The organism is Maricaulis sp. ABE4_448 (genome assembly GCF_056160825.1).
This window is the reverse complement of sequence record NZ_JBSWXX010000005.1, coordinates 59,774-77,790: the sequence shown is the minus strand read 5'-3', so window position 1 is coordinate 77,790 and position 18,017 is coordinate 59,774. Positions and strand designations below refer to the sequence as shown.

Below are 18,017 nucleotides of genomic sequence, written 5' to 3'. Positions count from 1 at the left end.
GGCCTTCTATTTCGGACCGCCCATCGGCGGCCTGGCGATTTGCGGGCCATCGTGGCCCGGGCCGGCGATCGCGGCTTGATAGGATTCTTCCGACGGCCAGTTGAGCAGGGCACGTTGGTGTCCGTTCTCGGTCTCGAAGAAGCCACTCAACAGGCTGAGCTGTTGCACTCCAGGTCCAGTCAGGTCGCCGCTCAGTGACGATATCCAATTGCTTAGCTCGCGATATCGTTCGAGATCGATGCTCGCGCCCGTAAAGACCTGGCAACCCGGTATGTTCATCAGGCGCTGGCAGTCGTCCGGCGTGTACGCGTCCAGTGCGCTGTCCAGCGCTCGCTGGGCCTCATTTCGCATATAGCCCATCTCTGTCGCGAGTTGCGGCAAGGCCATTTGAGTCAGGGAATGTTGCACCTGTGTCCATGTGCGCAGGCCTCTCATCGTCTCTTCGGTATTGGCCAGCACGCCATCACCAATGGTTTCCAATTCAAAGCCCGTCTCGAAAAAGGAAAGCTGCTGCAACGCGGAGATCACCTCATCCGGCATGCCGGGGGTGGTCGTCGAAGGGCGTTCCGGGCTCTCCTGAAAGCCCTGATCAAGCACTTGCCGGACGCTCGTTGCCGACGACATCAAGGTGGAGAGGTCCGTGCCATTCCGTTCCAACGGTGGGTCTGACGCTTTGGCGAGGGCCCAAGCCTGAACCACCATGTCAGCGCCTTCAAGGAACCGGCTCGATCCCTGCAGCTGTTCGATATAGGTCGCGTAGATATCCTGCCACAAATACATGTCCGACAAGTCATGCGGCGGCGGGTTGAACACCCATTCGGCAGCCCAGTTTTCATTCAGAAAGATCGGGAGGTAGTAGTCACCGCGTCTCGCAATGATGAGACCGGCGCGCAGATCAACAGCGCCATCCTGCAAGTCCTGTGTGCGCTCCGACGCGAGTTGTCGCATGCAAACCAGTTGTGTCGCGTAGAAGTCGCGCACCCGCGCTATGTCCGCTGAAAACGTGTCAGCGACGTCCTTGATCTCGTCCGGCGTCATGTCGGGGGTGATCGATTGCGACAGATTGACGATGTCGAAGTCCGGGATGTCTGTCATGCAGGGACCGCGCCCACCGAGGTCCAGTGTGACGGTTTCGATCGCGAGGGGGGCACGCACTCTCAGATACGCCTCGCCAACACTCGAGCCCCGTGTCCAACGATTGCTTTCATTGGCTGGCAGAAGTGTGAGGGCATAGGTGTCGCCGCTTTCCCAGTCATACCCGGAGACATCCACGACAACCTGCGTGTTGCTCCAGCTGATGACCGTTTCGAGCGGGCGTGGGCGGCCCGTTCCGACAGGTTCGGCCAGGACCCGTCCCGGCTGGTCGCCGAAATCATATCCATTCAGGGTGAGCTGGCTGTCGCCGACATAGAGGAGGGCGGCGGTGTTCCGATCGCGTTCTTCAGGTTCGTCGACCAGTGTGATGACGGGCGCGCGGGCACACCAATTTGCGACGGCATCCTCGCCGGTGAAACGGGGTTGATGCGATTGCCGCGCCGGGTCTGACGGCACATATCCTTGGTCGAGCCAGTAGGGATTGTCGGGATCATCGACCTGATCCGATTCAACACCTGCATCGCGGATCTGGCAGATCGAGCGCACGGGGCTGGATTGAAATTCGCGCTCCCGGGCATTGGGGCCGGCATAGCCGGGATGGGTGCCCTGATACATGCGCCCTGCCAAGCGCTCGCACAGTTGGCGATTGTGGGGGGTCGGCTCGGCGCGCAATTCCCGCAAAACATCGCGATTCTCGCACCAATAGTCGGATTGCGCGCCCGTGAAGGCGCCGTAGAGGGTCTGGATATCCCGGCCGCGCACATCTCTTTCAGGCAGTGCCGGGATCGTCCAGTCAGCGGCCTCGCTGGTCAGCCCGACCGGCTCGACATAGCTGGGCAATTCATAGGCCCCGCCTTCCTGAAACTCCCAGACCGTATTGGGATTGGACAGGTTTTCCTGACCGAGCAGGCTCGCGAGGCTGTGGGCGAATGATGTCATTTCGCCGCGAGCGACCTGCGTGCCGTCGGGGTCTTCGCGGCCATAGAGCCAGAGACGCGTCGCATAGGCCACCAGCTCCGCCCGATCGCCGACAGCCTGGCTGGTGCTTCCGGGTGTTTCGCCCAGGGAGACAAGAAAGTCGGCGGTCGAAATCAAGGCCAGAGACCGTTCCGGGTTGGGGCCCAACAGGCCGATCATCATCGACTCATTGGTGGCCCACATATTCCAGCAATCATCCTGTTCGATCACCGCAAAGTCCGGCGCTGAAGCCGAAAGCGGGGCTTGATACACGCCAAAACCGCCGGCTTCGTTCGGACCCAGTGCACGGATGACCTCCGCCCAGCCCGCGCCGGCACATTCCCGCATTCCCGCGAACTGGGTCGGGACAGTCAACATCTGATCGGTCGCGCCGGGCGAATACCTGCTGAGGCTGAAATTATTGTCCAGGGCATCCTGGAACCGCTCATCTCCGATCCCGGAGGTGGGCGGGCCGTCAGCGTCTTCCGACACATGGCGATACTGCATCGGCACGGCAAAATTTCCCAGACCGGCCACCGGCGAGGACATGGGATCGGCCCGGGTCAGCAGGGCTTCCATCCAGCGATGCTGATTGACCAGGGCTTCCGCGCCGTGGATGAGCCCGGCCAGTCCGCCGATCAGGAGGTGTTGCGGCAGGGACACCGGCATCTGCTGCGGGTCGGGCGCATCCCATCGCTCCCACATATGACCGATCGCCCATCGGTCCTGCAGGAAATGCTGGGCGTACCCCTCATAGGCGAGCGCCAGAAGTTCCGCCTCTTTCAACTCATCCGCATAGAGCTCGCGCTCGGTATCGGTCATGGCGTCGCGCATCTCGCGGGCGCGTCCGGCGAGAGCAAGTGCATTGCGGTGATGATGCGCGTACATCTCGGTAGCCTGGGACCCGAAATGGACCGAGTTCAGGCCTCCGAGCCAACCGGCGAACTCATGGCAGCGCGAGGTGTAGGTGGAGGACTGGAAGGCAGGACAAGTCGTGTTCTTGTTCAGCCAGTCATAGAGGGCGAAACTATAGTCCGGAAGGCCCGCAAAATGCCCGGGCGGCGGGATGCGGCGTTCTTCGACAGCGGTCTCCGGATCATCGCCTGCGCGAGCCGTATCGGACATTTCATCGGCCCGGAAATGGCTGGCATTGAGATCGACGACGTCCAGGGTCGCGCTGCCGCCCCGGCCGAACAGCCGGCGCAAATCACCCGTCGGGTCGAGATAGTCGAATGTGTCATCGCTGACACTGGTGTGTTCAGGCAGGCTCGAAGACGGGGCTTCCTGATAGATCGACATCCAGGGGTGACCGGCGATCACGCGGGTGTCCCAGGCCGCCAGTCCCAGCCCGACCGTCGCGACCAAGGTGAACACTGCCAGCTTGCGGTTCATGGCTGACCCTCCTGCGGGCGGCACGGACTGCCTTCAGTGAGGAACACGGCATCGAAAGCGGCCAGCTCGTCAGCCAGTGCGGACAGGCGGTCAAACTCATCCTTGCAGGATTGTTCAAACGGCGCCGCCCCGACGCAGGCAGTGATCGTGTCGCCCTCGTCGGCGCACGCGATAACGCCGCTCAGGGCGCTGCCCCATCGGACAATGGCGTCATTGCGTTCCGGGTCGTAGTAAATATCAATGGCTGGCTGACCATGGGCGCCGGAAATCGATCCTGCATTCTGACATGTCGTGGACCCGCCACAGGGCGGGCGCGCGGCCTGGGTGCTGAGGGTCTCAACCGTCATGCCATCGGAGACAGGCGTGGCCTCCGTGGCGGGGGTGGCTTCTGTGTCGGGGGCGGGGATTGCGCGGACGTCGACCGGGTCCGGAAACTTGCCGGGGGCAGGCTCCTGATCCGGTTCAAGCGGTACTTGCGGGCGTGGGAGCGGGGCGAGGTCGGGCGGCATTTCTGTCCCGGGGAAGGGCGAGACATCGGTAGACTCGATTCCCGGTGCGTCCTCCTCCGATGCTTCATCGCCCGAGCCACACGCCACCAAAAAAGCCGCGAGTAATCCCGTCAGTGCGGGACGAACTTTGTCCAGCGCCGCCATCAGTGCCCCCCGATTGTGCGCGGCAAGACTAACAGCCGGAAAGGGGGATACAAGTCAAAGGCGAGTGCGCCGGAAATCAGTCCATCGATTGGGCTTGCAGCACGCGTGGCACGGCCTAAGATTGAGTCAGATAAGGTGGCTTGCCTGGGCCGGGACCTGTCCTGTGCTCGGTCCTGGCTGGTTGCTAAAAACCTGACCCGAGACCCGGATAACCGACGCGGATGGAAATCATGTCTTACTTGTCTATGCGAGGAGCGCTGACGGCTGCGGCTTCTGCACTTTTTGCGTTGATTGCGGCCAATCCAGTCTCCGCCCAGGATGCGGATCCGAAAGCGCCTGCGGACGAAATGCTCAGCGCGCAGGTACTCGAGGCGTTGATTCTCGCCGGTGCCGATCATCCCGTCGAGTTTGTGGGCCCGGACTATATTGGCGTGCTCGACGCGCAGGGGCTTTCGCATACCCTGCCGGGTGTCCTGGCGAGCCTGTTCGGATCGCTGCCGACGGCGGCGGACGACTGGGGCGGCCCCAATCATGCAGAACTGGTTGATAGCTGCGAGAGCCCGTCCGGGGCGTGCAGTTTGAGCGTGCTCTATGTGGACATATTCGACGGTGAAAGATCCGAGTCGGCTGTGATCCTGACCTTCGAGCTCGAGGATGGCCGTCTGGCGCCGGGCGTACCGGTAAGACTGGATCTGGCTGGATAACGGCCGGCAGGGCCGCCGGTTTATCCTGAATGAGCGGGGGAGGGCGCAAGCCGTCGCACCGGCTGCGGGCATTTGCCGGATGCGGCTGCGGGCAGACTCACCTACAACCGCGCGATGGAATGGCGTGACAAGGGCATTGTCCTGGCTGTGCGGCCGCATGGCGAGACAAGTGCCATCGTGGAAATCCTGACCGAGAGCCAGGGTCGGCATGCCGGCCTGGTCAAGGGCGCGCGGTCGCGGGCCATGCGCCCCGTGCTGCAGCCGGGCAATCAGGTGATGGTGAGCTGGCGTGCCAGGCTGGCCGAGCATCTCGGCATGTTCCAGGTCGAGGCCGACCATCTCGGCGCCGGCGGCGTGATGGAGGACCGGGCCGCGCTCGCCGGTCTCAATGCAGCCTGTGCACTGGCCGTGATGGCGCTGCCGGAGCGCGAGGCGCATCCGGCGGTGCATGCCGGGTTCGAGCTCCTGCTGTCCGCCTTCGAGGACGAGGACCTCTGGCCGGCACTTTATGTGCGCTGGGAGGCGGGCGTGCTGTCGGATCTGGGCTACGGGCTCGATCTCAAGAAATGCGCCGTGACCGGCGAGACCGATGATCTCAGCCATGTCTCGCCACGCACCGGCCGCGCCGTGTGCCGCGAGGAGGCAGCGCCCTATGCGGCCAAGCTGCTGGAATTGCCGGGCTTCATGCGCGGCTCCGGCGAGATTGCCGAAGGCGATATCGCCAAGGGGCTGGACCTGACCGGCTATTTCCTCGAACGCCGCGTGCTCTGGCCCGTCGACAAGCAATTGCCCGAAGCGCGTAGCCGGGTGATCGCGGAGCTGGAGCGGATGGGGCGGTTGTGATTAGGACAAAAACTGGCTGAGCATGTATTTTGTGCTCCGATGGGGAGCGCTATGTCGAAACATTCGGAAATTATAGAAAAAATCAGAGATTGCAGAGATCCGGTCAAGCTTGAGATGTGGGTCAAAAATGCAAAACGCGCCGGGGCACAAGACGTGGAAAACGCCGCCTTCCGCCAGCTGATAGCTGTTTTGCCTTCGGTACAACCAGGCACTGTTGAGCATGCTCTCTGGCAAACAATCCACGCGTTCGAGGCTGTTTTGAAAGAGGAACGCGGGAAAACCACCCGCCTTTCACGCACCCGGCAGAAAATTGAACGTGTCGGAGAGAAGAAAACCTTGGAGGACTGGGCTTTGAGCGAAAGCCGTTCTCAAGGATTCGAAATGCTCCGGCAGCGAGGCATGCTGGAGCTTGTCGGCGAAGCTATTGTGCTTCGCTTTGCTGGCGAGTTTGATTCTCATATTGTCGCGGCTGCTCGGAAAGTCTTTCTGAAGGCAGGGTTGAGCGACCAGGAGATCACCGATCTCGTTCGTAGTCAGGCCCACATTCCCCACAGCTAATCCTGCGCTCCCGGCCTGCCTCGCCAGCCGTGTCGGCTATACTGACCGGATACGAATCACGAGGCGTTGAGGCATGGGCGATCATTTCGATCCGGATGGCGGGCACATTATCGAGGAGAAGTTCGAGGATGCGCTGTCGCGGCGCTATCTCGCCTATGCGCTCTCCACGATCACCCAGCGGGCCCTGCCGGACGCACGCGACGGGCTGAAGCCGGTGCACCGGCGTCTGCTCTACGCCATGCGCGAGCTGAAGCTGAACCCGGACCAGGCCTTCAAGAAGTCGGCCCGCGTGGTTGGCGATGTGATCGGCAAATACCACCCGCATGGCGACCAGTCGGTCTATGAGGCGCTGGTGCGTTTGGCTCAGGATTTCGCCTCGCGCTATCCGCTGGTCGAGGGGCAGGGCAATTTCGGCAATATCGACGGCGATGGCGCAGCCGCCATGCGTTACACCGAAGCCCGCCTGACCAAGGCCGCCGAACTCCTGCTGCGCGATATCGAACATGGCACGGTGGATTTCGAGGAGACCTATGACGGGTCCGAAAGCGAACCGCTGGTCCTGCCCGGTGCCTTCCCGAACCTCTTGGCCAATGGCTCGACCGGCATCGCCGTGGGCATGGCGACCTCGATCCCGCCGCACAATGTCGCCGAGATCTGTGCGGCCGCACTGACGCTGATCGACAATCCGGAAACCGAAACCGACGCGCTCCTGAAACATGTGAAGGGCCCGGATTTCCCGACCGGCGGCACGATCGTTGAGTCGCCGGAATCGATCCGTGAGGCCTACGAGACCGGCCGCGGCGGTTTCCGCGTTCGCGCCAAGTGGGAGAAGGAAGATCTCGGCCGCGGCATGTGGCGCGTGGTGATCACCGAAATCCCCTACCTGGTCCAGAAGTCCAAACTGGTCGAACGCATCGCCCAGCTGATGGACGCCAAGAAACTCCCCTTGCTGGACGATATTCTCGACGAGAGCGCCGAGGATATCCGCCTCGTGCTGGAGCCGAAATCCAAGCTCGTCGATCCGGACATGCTGATGGAGTCGGTGTTCAAGCTCACCGATCTGGAAACCCGCATTTCGCTGAACATGAATGTGCTCGATCCCACCGGCACACCGCGGGTGATCGGGCTGAAGGACGTGTTGCAGATCTGGCTGGAGCATCGCCGCGAGGTCGCCGTGCGCCGGGCCGAGACGCGCCTGGCAAAGGTGGAGGACCGGCTGGAAGTGCTGGCCGGTTATCTCATCGTTTATGCCGATCTGGACGAGGTGATCCGGATCATCCGGTTCGAAGACGAGCCCAAGGCCAAGCTGATCGAGACTTTCTCGCTGACCGAGCGTCAGGCCGAAGCCATCCTGAACATGCGCCTGCGGGCCCTGCGCAAGCTGGAAGAGCTGGAAATCCGCAAGGAAGACGAGGCCCTGCGCGGCGAACGCAAAGTGTTGAAGGAGCTGATCGGCTCCACGGAACGCCAGTGGGAGAAGGTGGGGCAGGAGATCGGCGAGGTCGCTGATTATTATGCGCAATCCACGCCGCTGGGCCGCCGCCGCTCGGCTTTCGGCAAGGCGCCGGACATTGCCGGCGATGCACCGATCGAGGCCTTCGTGGTGCGCGAACCGATCACGGCCGTCCTGTCCGAGAAGGGCTGGGTGCGCGCGCTCAAGGGCCATATCAACGACGTCACCGAGCTGAAGTTCAAGGAGGGCGATCGTTCGGCCTTCGCCGTGAAGTGCGAGACGACGGACAAACTCCTGATGTTCGCGACGGACGGGAAGTTCTACACGCTGGAAGCCTCCAAACTGCCGGGCGGCCGCGGTCATGGCGAACCGGTGCGGCTTCATGTCGACCTGCCCGAGGATGCCGCGCCGATCGGCCTGTTCAAATACGATCCGGAACGCACGCTTCTGGTCGCCTCGACCGGCAATACCGGTTTCCGCATCCAGGAGAAGGACTGTGTCGCCATGAAGAAGGGCGGCAAGCAGATCCTCAACCTGATGGCGGGTGACGAGGCGCTGCTGTGCATCCCGGCCATGGGCGACAGCTGCGCGCTGATCGGCGAGAACAAGAAACTCCTGGTCTTCCCGCTGGAGGAAATTCCCCAGATGTCGCGCGGCAAGGGTGTGCGGCTGATGGGCGGCAAGGGTGCGCGTCTCGCCGATGCCACGACGTTCTCGGCGGAAGAGGGGCTGACCTGGCTCGATGGCGCCGGGCGCCGTTTCAATCTGGAAGACTGGCAATTGTGGACCGCCAAACGGGCGCAGGCCGGCAAGATGGCGCCGCGCGGCTTCCCGCGCTCGCTCCGCTTTGCGCCGCGCGGCTCGGAATTCCTCGCTTCACAGGCGAAGGCGGAATAGGTAAGTCTCGAAAGTCATTCAACGTCCTGCCGACAGGAGACGACATATGGACGCCGGTATTATCCTTCTGATCCTTGTGATCGGCATCGGTATCTTCCTGGTGATGGTCTACAACCGTCTCGTCGCTCTGCGGCAGACATGTAACCAGGCCTGGGGCGATATCGATGTGCAGCTGAAACAGCGCCACGATCTGGTGCCCAATATCGTGGAGACGGTGAAAGGTTATGCCGCGCACGAAAAGGACACGCTGGAAAACGTCACCAAGGCGCGCCAGCAGGCCATCGATGCCAACTCGCTGAAAGGCCTGGCGGAGGCCGAGAACATGCTCTCCGGCGCCCTGCGCCAGCTGTTTGCCCTGTCCGAAGCCTATCCGGACCTCAAGGCCAACCAGAACTTCCTGTCGCTGCAGAACGAGCTGGCGGACCTGGAGAACAAGATCGCTGCCGCCCGCCGCTTCTTCAACAATGCGGTCAACGAGTACAACACGGCGACCGAGCAATTCCCGGCTGTCGTGATTGCCGGCTCGATGGGCTTCAAGCAGCGCGAATATTTCGAAGTCGGCGAAGCCGAACGTGCCGCCCCGAAGGTGCAGTTCTAGGCCATGTTCCTGGGTGCGACCGGACTTCGCTCCCATATCTGGAACAATAATCTGAAATCCGTCCTGCTACTGGCCGGGTTTCCCATCCTTCTGGTCCTGCTCGGGCTGGCGGTGACATGGCTCACCGTCGGCCTGGCAGACCCTTCTGCCGGCGGCTATGCCGGCAAGGGTGCCCAGCCCGATCTCATTGCCGCCGAACTGGCCCGCCTGCCGGGCATTGCGGCCTGGTCGCTGGGCCTTGCCGCGATCTGGTTCGTGATCGCCTGGTTTTTCCACCAGTCCATGATCAATGCCGCGACCGGGGCACGGCGGGTCTCCCGCAAGGAGGAGACACGCGTCTGGAACCTCCTGGAAAACCTCTGCATTTCCCGCGGTCTCACCATGCCGCACCTGGCGGTGATCGAGACACCGGCGCTCAATGCCTATGCGTCCGGCCTGCGCGAGGGCCAGTACACCGTGACGGTGACGCGCGGCCTGGTCGAGCGGCTCGACGATGCCGAGCTGGAGGCCGTGCTGGCGCACGAGCTTTCGCATATCCGGCACAAGGATGTGCGCCTGCTGGTGATCGCCATCATTTTCGTCGGGATCATCTCCTTTGTCGCCGAGATCGTCTTCCGGCGGATTTTCTGGTTCGGTCTGCGCTCGGGCGGCGATCGCCGCTCCGGCGGCCGTTCGGGCGGGCTGGTGATCGTGGCGGCGCTGGCCATCCTGGTGATCGCCTATGTTCTGGCCATCGTGATCCGCTTTTCGCTGTCGAGGCGCCGTGAGTTCATGGCGGATGCAGGTGCAGTCGAACTGACCCGTAATCCCGATGCGATGATCGCGGCGCTGAACAAGATTTCCGGCCATGCCGAGATCGAACAGGCACCCGACGAGGTGCGCGAGATGTTCATCGAGAACCCGAAGACCGGCTTCATGGGCCTGTTCGCCACCCATCCGCCCATCCCCAAACGCATCGAGATGCTGGTGACATATGCCGGCGGCACGCCGTCTCTGGGCCGGTCGAGCGTCCCCGAAATCTAGCCTTTTCAAGCGGGTATGGCGCCACGGCGGTTTCGCCTGGCGGTATGAGGGCGTGCGGGATGCCGGCCGGAGCCGGAGTGTTATGTGTTTGTGTGAGTGGCGCCGGAGGCATCCCGCACACGGAGATTTACCCGGGTCCCTTGCGGGCCCCGTCTCGAAACCGGCGGGGACGGTCCGGTCGAGCTTTTTGCCGGTCGTCCCTGCCGATGGCCTCGCCGGAGCCTGCCGTGGTCAACCCGGCAGGCGCGGACAAGCTCCGTACTCTTTGCACCCCCGGATAACCGGTCCGGGCCTCGAGTGGTGCGAAGACGGGCTGATTATGCGGCCGGTCCGAGGGGGTGGGGATAAGTTTTTCCGATTGTCAGCCAGGCCAGCCCTCTCCCCGACGGGGGAGAAGGATAAGCGCGAATTTCTCCCGGCCGGTGCGAGAGAACGATATCTACCGCGCTTCCGTAGGCGTGTTGTTTCCGGTTTCCGCCGGCTCTTCCTCCTCAGCTTCCTCCTCCAGCAGACCGGAATACGTCTCGCGGAAAATGAACCAGACCGAGGTGAAGAGGGCGGCGATGACGGGGCCGATGATGATGCCGACGGCGCCGAACAGGGTCAGCCCGCCCAGGGTGGAGATCAGCACCATCAGGTCGGACATCTTGGCGTCCTTGCCGACGAGGACGGGCCGCAGGAGGTTATCGGATGTGCCGACGACCACCGTCCCCCAGATTGCCAGGCCGGCGCCTGATACGGGGTGCCCCGTTGCCAGCAGCCAGATGGCGGCGGGGATCCAGATCAGCGGCGGGCCGATCATCGGAATGATCGAGAGCAGGGCGGCGACAGCGGCCCAGAAGATCGATCCCGGAACGCCGGCCACGAACAGGCCGATACCGGTCAGCGCGCCCTGGACGAGCGCGATCAGGAAGGAGCCCTTCACCGTCGCGCGTATGGTCGAGACCGCACGTTCACGCAGGATCTCGCGGCCCTCTTTCGTCATCGGTAGAAGCCCCACGGCCTGCCGGGCAGTCTCGCGGCCTGTCTGCAGGAAATAATAGAGCGCGTAGACGAGAATGAAGAAGTTCAGCGTGGCGACGAGGAAACCACCCGTGCCGGCGCGCAGGCTGGAGACGAGCAGGCGCCCGACGGTCCCGGCCAGATTGCCCAGCTGGGCAGTGATGGTCGCCTGGTACTGGATGATCGCGTCGCGGAAGGGCATCCAGTCGGGCAGGCCGTACAGCCCGTCATCGCGGATCTGGGCGACCTGTTCCTGCACCCAGGGCGAGACCATCTGGGTGACGTCGATGGCCTGGTCGGCGACGACGCCCATCAGGATGGCGGCAGGGACGACGAAGGTCAGGATTGTGGCGGCGACGATCAGGCCGGCCGCCAGACCGCGGCGATCGCCCAGCCTGGCGGAGAGCCAGTCATGCGGCCCGCCCAGGAAGAGCGTCGCGACGCCGGCCAGAAAGAGGGCGGCGAGATAATTGCGGATCATCCAGGCGAACACCACTGTGATCGCGAGGGCGAGCGCCGCGATGAAGATGCGCTGGAGTTCGGACTTGCGGCGCGGTGACATGCACTCTCCTGTCGGACGTCAGGCTTGCTCAGCCATAAAGCCAGTTTGGCAGGGCCGTGGCCAGCCAGGGCATGGCCGCAACGGCGAGGATCGCCAGCAGCTGGATGATCACGAAGGGGATGGCGCCACGATAGATGTCGGTCGTCTTCACCGCTTTCGGCGCCACGCCGCGCAGATAGAAGAGCGCAAAACCGAAGGGCGGGGTGAGGAAGCTGGTCTGCAAATTCATCGCCATCAGCACGCCCAGCCAGACCGGATCGACCCCCATCATCAAGAGGATCGGCGCCACGATCGGTACCACCACAAAGGTGATCTCGATGAAGTCGAGGAAGAAGCCGAGGACGAACATCACCAGCATCACCACCGCCAGCGCGCCGAATACGCCGCCGGGCACGGCCTCGAGCGCGGCCTGCACGGTTTCGTCGCCGCCCAGCTCGCGGAAGATCAGCGAGAAGAGCGAGGCACCGATCAGGATGACAAAGACCATGGCGGAAATGGTCGCCGTGGAAGTCATCACCTCGTCCAGCACGCCATTGCGCTTGAGGCGCCACAGGCTCCAGCCGGCGCCCAGCAGGGTGAGGGTGACCAGCGCACCGGCGGCGACACCGCCCAGCGTGCCAAGATCGGTGACATAGACCCGGCTGTCCGAGCCGATATTGGCGATGACCACCAGGCCGATCAGCGCGATCAGGGCGAGAAGACCGGCATAGCTGGCCAGCTGGCCCAGCGGCGGATTGCCGTCGCGGCCGGCATTGCGCGCGCCGGCAATGAAGCTGGCCCCCACAGCGCCGACACCGGCGGCTTCGGTGGGCGTGGCCAGTCCGGCGAGGATCGAGCCGAGCACGGCGATGATCAGTGCCAGCGGCGGCAGGAGGGCGTGCAGGATGGCGCCCCAATCGGCATGGGCTTCGCTCGCCGGGGCGGCAGGCGCGCTTTCCGGCTTCCAGATCGCCATGACGATCTGGTAGGCGATGTAGAGCCCGACCAGCATCAGGCCCGGGATCAGCGCCCCGGCAAAAAGGTCGCCGACCGAGACAATGTCGGGTGAGAAAATGCCCTGGGCGCGCTGGGCTTCCTGGTAGGCGTTGGAGATCTGGTCACCCAGCAGCACCAGCACGATGGAGGGCGGGATGATCTGGCCCAGCGTGCCGGAGGCGGCGATCGAGCCGGCGGCGAGCGCCGGGTCATAGCCCCGCTTGAGCATGGTGGGCAGGGACAAGAGGCCCATCGTCACCACGGTGGCGCCGACAATGCCGGTCGAGGCGGCGAGCAGGGCGCCGACCACGATGACGGAAATGCCCAGCCCGCCGCGCAGCGTGCCGAACAGCGCGCCCATCGCTTCGAGCAATTCCTCGGCGATGCGCGATTTCTCCAACATCACGCCCATGAAGACGAAAAGCGGCACGGCGACCAGGATCTGCCGGTCCATCTCCATGAGATTGCCGTAGATGCGCTGCGGGAAGGCGCGGAAATGGATCGGGTCGAACAGGCCCATGGAGATGCCCAGGAGCGCAAAGCCCAGGGCGACGCCGGCCAGGGTGAAGGCGACGGGATAGCCGCGCAGCAGCGCCGCAAAGGCGGCGATGAACATCAGGAAGGGCAGGATCTCGACGAAGAAACTCATGGCGTCAGACCTCGCCCTTGAACGTATCGGGCAGGGGTGGCGGGGTTTCCTTGCCGATCATCATCGCGGCGCGGGCGGCCATCGAGAAACCCTGCAGGATCATCATGATGGCAAACACCGGAATGGCGGTCTTCAGCAGGAAGACGAAGGCCAGACCGTCGCTCTCGCGCGATTGCTCGAGGATGCGCCAGGTGGAATTCATATAGCCGGTCGAGGACCACAGGATGAGAAAGCTCATCGGCATCAGGGCGAGATAGGTGCCGATCAGGTCGGTCCAGGCCTTGCCGCGCTCGTCGAGCTTTTCATAGATCACGTCGACGCGCACATGGCCGCCATTCAGCAGCGCCGAGGCCGAAGCGAGCAGGAAGAGCAGGGCGTGCATGTAGATCACGCTCTCCTGCAGCTTGGTCGAGGCATAGCCGAAGACATAGCGCTGGATCACGATCACCGCGGTGGCGACCACCAGCCCCAGGGCGAACCAGCGCGCTGCGCCGCCGATCGTCAAGGTGATGCGGTCGAGAATACCGATCAGGCTGCGTTCGAAATTCCACGCCCCGGCGGGCACCGACAGGAAACGCCCCATCAGCGCGGTGACCAGTGGCAGCAGCAGGATGGGCGTAATGAAGAGCCCGATCCGCATCAGCCAGCCGCCCAGCGCCTGTGCCCAGCCGGCCAGGTGCGTATTGGCCCAGCCCGCAATGGCGCCGCCGGTGGCGGCATCCAGTGCGGTCAGGACGATGATGATGGCCAGAACGGCCAGGATCAGGCGGTCACCGGGGCGCATGGGCGTCAGCCGCCCAGCACGCGTTCGCGCTGGACCATGTAGGGCATTTCGGAAACCCGGCCCCACTGGCGCATCTTGTTGCGCGCATCCAGATAGCTCTCATAGACGCGGCGCGTCATCGCATCGGCATTGCCGGTATCGGCGACGACCTGTTCGGAAATCTCGCCGATCCGGGTCCAGATCTCGTCAGAGAAGCGGCGCAGCTCGACCCCGTGCTCGTTGACGAGCACGTCAAGCGCGATGCCGTTCTGGTGCTGGAATTCGGCGAGGGAGAGATTGTTGGCCGCCAGGCAGGCCGACTGGATGATGGCCTTGTGATCGTCGGCCAGCTCGTCCCAGACGGTGCGGTTCATGCCGACGCCCAGACAGGAGCCCGGCTCGTGGAAGCCCGGGCCGTAATAATAAGGCGCCTCGCGGTAGAAACCGAAGGCGAGGTCATTCCAGGGGCCGACCCATTCGGTGGCGTCGATCGTGCCGTTCTGCAGCGCCGGATAAATCTCGCCGCCGGACAGGGTGACGGCCGCGCCGCCCAGCTCGCGCAGCACATTGCCGCCGAGGCCCGGTATCCGCATGCGCAGACCGCGGAAATCGTCCAGCGTGTTGATTTCGCGCTTGAACCAGCCACCCATCTGGTGGCCGGAATTGCCGGCCTGGAAGGGTTTGATGTTGAACTGGCCGGCGAGCTCGTCCCACAGCGCCTGGCCGCCGCCATATTCCACCCAGCCCATGATCTCGTAGGCGGTCATGCCCATCGGCACGGCGGTGAAGAAGTTGAAGGCCGGCGACTTGCCCTGCCAGTAGTATTCCGCGCCGTGATACATGTCGGCCGTGCCTTCGGAGACGGCATCGAAGGCCTCGAAAGCGCTGACGATCTCGCCGGCAGCATAGACGCGCACATCCAGCGAACCGCCGGACATGCGGTTGATATAGGCGGCGACATTGTTGGCGGCCGTGCCCAGGCCGGGGAAATTGGCCGGCCAGGTCGTCACCATGCGCAGGCGTTTCACACCGCGATTGACGGCCGGTGCGGCCGGTCCGGCCGCGTTCTCCTGCCCCGTCTCCCCGCAGGCAGTGGCCACCGTCGCAGCGGCGACGGCGCCGCCGCTGATGAATGTGCGTCGATCCATGTCTCTCCCCCTTGAGGATCGTGCCCGCCCGTTCCGGCCGGTGTCAGTCCTCGTCGATTTCGTCCTCATGGTTAGCCAGTTCGCCATAGGCCTGCCAGCCCGACGGCGTGAGGACTTGCAGCGGCTGGTAGGCCGCCTTGTAACTCATCTTGCGGCTGCCGCGCACCCAATAGCCCAGATAGACGAAGGGCAGGCCGGCCGCTTCGGCCTGGCGCACGGCGTCCAGGATCATGAAGGCGCCAAGGCTGCGCTTCTCCTCGCCCGGGTCGAAATAGCTGTAGATCAGCGAGATCCCGTCCTTGAGCACATCGGTCAGTACCGCTGCGACGAGCGTCCCCGAGGCATCGCGGTATTCGGTGACGTGTGTGCGCTGGGCGCCTTCCTCGACCATCATGACGTATTCGCCGAAGGACATGCCGGCCATGTCGCCATCGCCGTGGCGGCTGTCCAGATAGCGGGTGAGCAGCTCGTACTGCTCCATCGTCGCTGTCAGGGCCTCGGTGGAGACGGTGAGGTCGTCATTGCGGTTGAGATTTTTGCGCCAGCGGCGCTTCCAGTCGAAATCGCCGGCATCGATGCGCACCGACTTGCAGGCATCGCAGGCCTCGCAGGCCGGACGGTAGAGCACGCCCTGGCTGCGGCGGAAGCCGGCATGGGTCAGGGCGTCATTGAGCGCGGGGCCTTCGCCCAGATCGATCCGGGTAAAGACTTTCCGCTCCCAGCGCCCGGGCAGATACGGGCACGGCGCTGCCGCCGTCAGGAAGAAGGGAATTTGCCGTGTCGCGAATGGATGGGTCACTGCTCGCTCTTCGACTCAGCTGTACCGGATCGTCATGCTAACTCACACCAGATCGAAGGCGTAGAGGAGGGAAATGTAAAGGGTGAAGGCGATCCAGAACACCACCACCATCGGTGCGCCCGCTTTGACATAGTCCATGAAACGGTAGTGGCCGGGGCCCATCACGAGAAGATTGGTCTGATAACCGATCGGGGTCGCAAAACAGGTATTGGCCGCAAACAGCACGGTGAGGGCAAACAGCGACGGATCGGCGCCGATCTGGTTGGCCGCCCCGACCGCGATCGGGGTGAACAGGATCGCCGTGGCGCTGTTCGAGAGCACATTGGTCAGCAAGGCGATCAGGATGAACATGGCCGACATCAGCACGACCGGCCCGAAAGGCGAGAAGACCGTGACGACACCCGTCGCCAGCAGGTCGGCCCCGCCGGTGATCTGCAGCGCCGTGCCCAGGGCAATCGCCGAACCGATCAGCAGATAGATGCGGATATCGACGGCGCGCGCAGCCTGGCGCGTGTTGAGACAGCCGCCGGCAATCATCGCCACGGCACCGAGGAAAGAGGCCAGCGCGATCGGCATCAGCGAGGTCGCGGCCGCAATCACCACGCCGGCGAAGATGGCGCGCGCGACATTGGCGCGGCGCGGATCGGCCAGGGCCGTAGTCGCCCATTCCATCAGCAGAAGATCACGGTCGGAGCGCAGCTGGCGCATCGAGCTCGTCGAGCCGAACAGCAGCAATGTGTCGCCGGCCTCAAGCCGGATCTCGCCCATGCGCGAACGGATCATCCGGCTGCGCCGCTGGATGCCCAGCACGATACAGCCCGTGGCGTGCCGGAAACCGATCTGCTGGATCGTCCGGCCGATCAGGCGTGAACCCGGGGCCACCACGGCTTCGGTGATCATCAGGCTGTCGCCCGGGGTCGGGTTCTCGCCCGGCCCGGACGCTTCGAGCATGCCGCGCATGAAGTCGGCGCGCTTGGACAGGAGGTTGGACAGGGTCTGGCGGGTGGCCGCGACGATGACGAGATCGCCAGCCTTCAGCTCGATCTGGTCGAAGGGCGGCAGCAGCGCGTGCTCGCCTCGCTGGATCATGCGCACCGTCATGTCGGGCAGGTCGGCGAACATGCCTGCGACGGGACGCTTGCCGGCCAGCGGGTGATCCGCGGTGACCTCGATCTGGGCGATGTACTGACGGCCTTCGCCGGAGCCGGCGAGCTCGCCCTCCATCGTGTCCCTGTCCGGTAGCAGGCGCGGCAGGACGAAGACGATGTAGACCAGCCCGAAACTGGCGAGGAAGAGCCCGGGTATGGTCGGCGTGAAGAAGTCGAGGCTGACGCCGGAAATCGTGCGCAGTTGTTCGGCGACCAGCAGGTTGGTGGACGAGCCGATCAGCGTCGTCATGCCTGCCAGGATGCAGACATAACTCAGCGGTATCATCAGCTTGGACGGGCTCTTTTCCATCCGCCGCGCGATTGCCACGAGAATCGGAACGAACATCACCACGACCGGCGTGTTGTTGATGAAGGCGCTGACGATGAAGACGAAGGCGAACATCGCGATCAGTGTGCCGCGCGGACGCTGATCGTAGGAGGAGAGGAGGAATTGCGTCGGCCCCTCCATTGCGCCGGTCTGGAATATGCCCTGGCCGACAATCAGCAGGCACAGGATGGTGAAGAGGGCGGGATTGGCGAACCCTTCCAGCAGGGCGGCGATGCTGGGTCGTCCATCGTCCAGAGGGAAGAAATGGAAGAACAGCATGAGCGCCGCCACGATCGAGGCCGAAACGATCTCGATCGGGAACCGGTCCCATATGAAGAAGACAATTGCGACGACGAGGCCGCCGAGAATTGCCCACATCTGCCAGACGTCTAGCGACGCGCTTTCTATCATTGTGATTTCAGGAGGCTATGGATCCGACATGTGCAATCCATGACGCTACCACGCGTCAT

14 protein-coding genes are annotated in these 18,017 nt (G+C 63.7%); 6 read left to right on the top strand and 8 right to left on the bottom strand.

The window, feature by feature from the left end; genetic code table 11:
• Window positions 1-6: 6 nt before the first annotated feature.
• Both ACXAJV_RS14150 and ACXAJV_RS14145 read right to left on the bottom strand, forming a co-directional pair.
• Window positions 7-3,444 (bottom strand): hypothetical protein, encoded by a 3,438-nt coding sequence (locus tag ACXAJV_RS14150; protein ID WP_475086081.1) that lies wholly within the window; start codon window positions 3,442-3,444, stop codon window positions 7-9.
• Complete coding sequence (locus tag ACXAJV_RS14145) at window positions 3,441-4,097, bottom strand: hypothetical protein (RefSeq protein WP_475086080.1); 657 nt, start codon at window positions 4,095-4,097, stop codon at window positions 3,441-3,443. The genes ACXAJV_RS14150 and ACXAJV_RS14145 overlap by 4 nt, the downstream gene beginning before the upstream one ends.
• 230 nt (window positions 4,098-4,327) lie before the next feature.
• On the opposite strand from ACXAJV_RS14145, the gene ACXAJV_RS14140 reads away from it, so the two are divergent.
• From ACXAJV_RS14140 to ACXAJV_RS14115, 6 genes are all read left to right on the top strand, one after another.
• Entirely contained in the window at window positions 4,328-4,801 is a 474-nt protein-coding gene (locus ACXAJV_RS14140) for a hypothetical protein (RefSeq protein ID WP_475086079.1), read from the top strand.
• Between the two features lie 114 nt (window positions 4,802-4,915).
• Window positions 4,916-5,644: a DNA repair protein RecO gene (gene recO, locus ACXAJV_RS14135; RefSeq protein WP_475086078.1), complete on the top strand. Its 729-nt coding sequence runs from the start codon at window positions 4,916-4,918 to the stop codon at window positions 5,642-5,644.
• 51 nt (window positions 5,645-5,695) lie between these two features.
• Entirely contained in the window at window positions 5,696-6,202 is a 507-nt protein-coding gene (locus tag ACXAJV_RS14130) for a hypothetical protein (protein WP_475086077.1), read from the top strand.
• A gap of 73 nt (window positions 6,203-6,275) precedes the next feature.
• Window positions 6,276-8,552, top strand: a complete 2,277-nt coding sequence (gene parC, locus ACXAJV_RS14125; RefSeq protein ID WP_475086076.1) for a DNA topoisomerase IV subunit A — start codon at window positions 6,276-6,278, stop codon at window positions 8,550-8,552.
• A 46-nt stretch (window positions 8,553-8,598) separates the two neighbouring features.
• A complete protein-coding gene (locus tag ACXAJV_RS14120) occupies window positions 8,599-9,150 on the top strand; it encodes a LemA family protein (RefSeq protein ID WP_475086075.1) in 552 nt (183 codons plus the stop codon).
• 3 nt (window positions 9,151-9,153) lie between these two features.
• On the top strand, window positions 9,154-10,173 hold the full coding sequence (locus ACXAJV_RS14115) for a M48 family metallopeptidase (protein ID WP_475086074.1): 1,020 nt from the start codon (window positions 9,154-9,156) through the stop codon (window positions 10,171-10,173).
• 439 nt (window positions 10,174-10,612) lie between these two features.
• On the opposite strand, the gene ACXAJV_RS14110 is transcribed toward ACXAJV_RS14115, so the two are convergent.
• Genes ACXAJV_RS14110 through ACXAJV_RS14085 form a run of 6 tightly spaced genes read right to left on the bottom strand, consistent with a single transcriptional unit; the run spans window position 10,613 to window position 17,958 of the window.
• Window positions 10,613-11,737 carry an AI-2E family transporter gene (locus ACXAJV_RS14110; RefSeq protein ID WP_475086073.1) on the bottom strand — a complete coding sequence of 375 codons (1,125 nt, stop codon included), beginning with the start codon at window positions 11,735-11,737 and terminating at the stop codon, window positions 10,613-10,615.
• 28 nt (window positions 11,738-11,765) lie between these two features.
• Window positions 11,766-13,361: a TRAP transporter large permease gene (locus tag ACXAJV_RS14105; RefSeq protein ID WP_475086072.1), complete on the bottom strand. Its 1,596-nt coding sequence runs from the start codon at window positions 13,359-13,361 to the stop codon at window positions 11,766-11,768.
• Between the two features lie 4 nt (window positions 13,362-13,365).
• On the bottom strand, window positions 13,366-14,145 hold the full coding sequence (locus ACXAJV_RS14100) for a TRAP transporter small permease subunit (RefSeq protein ID WP_475086071.1): 780 nt from the start codon (window positions 14,143-14,145) through the stop codon (window positions 13,366-13,368).
• A gap of 5 nt (window positions 14,146-14,150) precedes the next feature.
• Window positions 14,151-15,272, bottom strand: coding sequence for a TRAP transporter substrate-binding protein (locus ACXAJV_RS14095; RefSeq protein ID WP_475086070.1), 1,122 nt, complete (start codon window positions 15,270-15,272; stop codon window positions 14,151-14,153).
• Window positions 15,273-15,315: 43 nt separating this feature from the next.
• Window positions 15,316-16,071 (bottom strand): arginyltransferase, encoded by a 756-nt coding sequence (locus ACXAJV_RS14090; RefSeq protein ID WP_475086069.1) that lies wholly within the window; start codon window positions 16,069-16,071, stop codon window positions 15,316-15,318.
• Between the two features lie 42 nt (window positions 16,072-16,113).
• Entirely contained in the window at window positions 16,114-17,958 is a 1,845-nt protein-coding gene (locus ACXAJV_RS14085) for an SLC13 family permease (RefSeq protein WP_475086068.1), read from the bottom strand.
• Window positions 17,959-18,017 lie beyond the last annotated feature (59 nt).

Bases quoted from the DNA above. Each gene is read 5' to 3' on its own strand.
- ACXAJV_RS14085 (WP_475086068.1), bottom strand. From the start codon at position 17,958: ATGATAGAAAGCGCGTCGCTAGACGTCTGGCAGATGTGGGCAATTCTC.
- ACXAJV_RS14145 (WP_475086080.1), bottom strand. From the start codon at position 4,097: ATGGCGGCGCTGGACAAAGTTCGTCCCGCACTGACGGGATTACTCGCG.
- ACXAJV_RS14095 (WP_475086070.1), bottom strand. From the start codon at position 15,272: ATGGATCGACGCACATTCATCAGCGGCGGCGCCGTCGCCGCTGCGACG.
- ACXAJV_RS14140 (WP_475086079.1), top strand. From the start codon at position 4,328: ATGTCTTACTTGTCTATGCGAGGAGCGCTGACGGCTGCGGCTTCTGCA.
- ACXAJV_RS14115 (WP_475086074.1), top strand. From the start codon at position 9,154: ATGTTCCTGGGTGCGACCGGACTTCGCTCCCATATCTGGAACAATAAT.
- ACXAJV_RS14100 (WP_475086071.1), bottom strand. From the start codon at position 14,145: ATGCGCCCCGGTGACCGCCTGATCCTGGCCGTTCTGGCCATCATCATC.
- ACXAJV_RS14120 (WP_475086075.1), top strand. From the start codon at position 8,599: ATGGACGCCGGTATTATCCTTCTGATCCTTGTGATCGGCATCGGTATC.
- ACXAJV_RS14105 (WP_475086072.1), bottom strand. From the start codon at position 13,361: ATGAGTTTCTTCGTCGAGATCCTGCCCTTCCTGATGTTCATCGCCGCC.
- ACXAJV_RS14110 (WP_475086073.1), bottom strand. From the start codon at position 11,737: ATGTCACCGCGCCGCAAGTCCGAACTCCAGCGCATCTTCATCGCGGCG.
- parC (WP_475086076.1), top strand. From the start codon at position 6,276: ATGGGCGATCATTTCGATCCGGATGGCGGGCACATTATCGAGGAGAAG.
- ACXAJV_RS14150 (WP_475086081.1), bottom strand. From the start codon at position 3,444: ATGAACCGCAAGCTGGCAGTGTTCACCTTGGTCGCGACGGTCGGGCTG.
- ACXAJV_RS14130 (WP_475086077.1), top strand. From the start codon at position 5,696: ATGTCGAAACATTCGGAAATTATAGAAAAAATCAGAGATTGCAGAGAT.
- recO (WP_475086078.1), top strand. From the start codon at position 4,916: ATGGAATGGCGTGACAAGGGCATTGTCCTGGCTGTGCGGCCGCATGGC.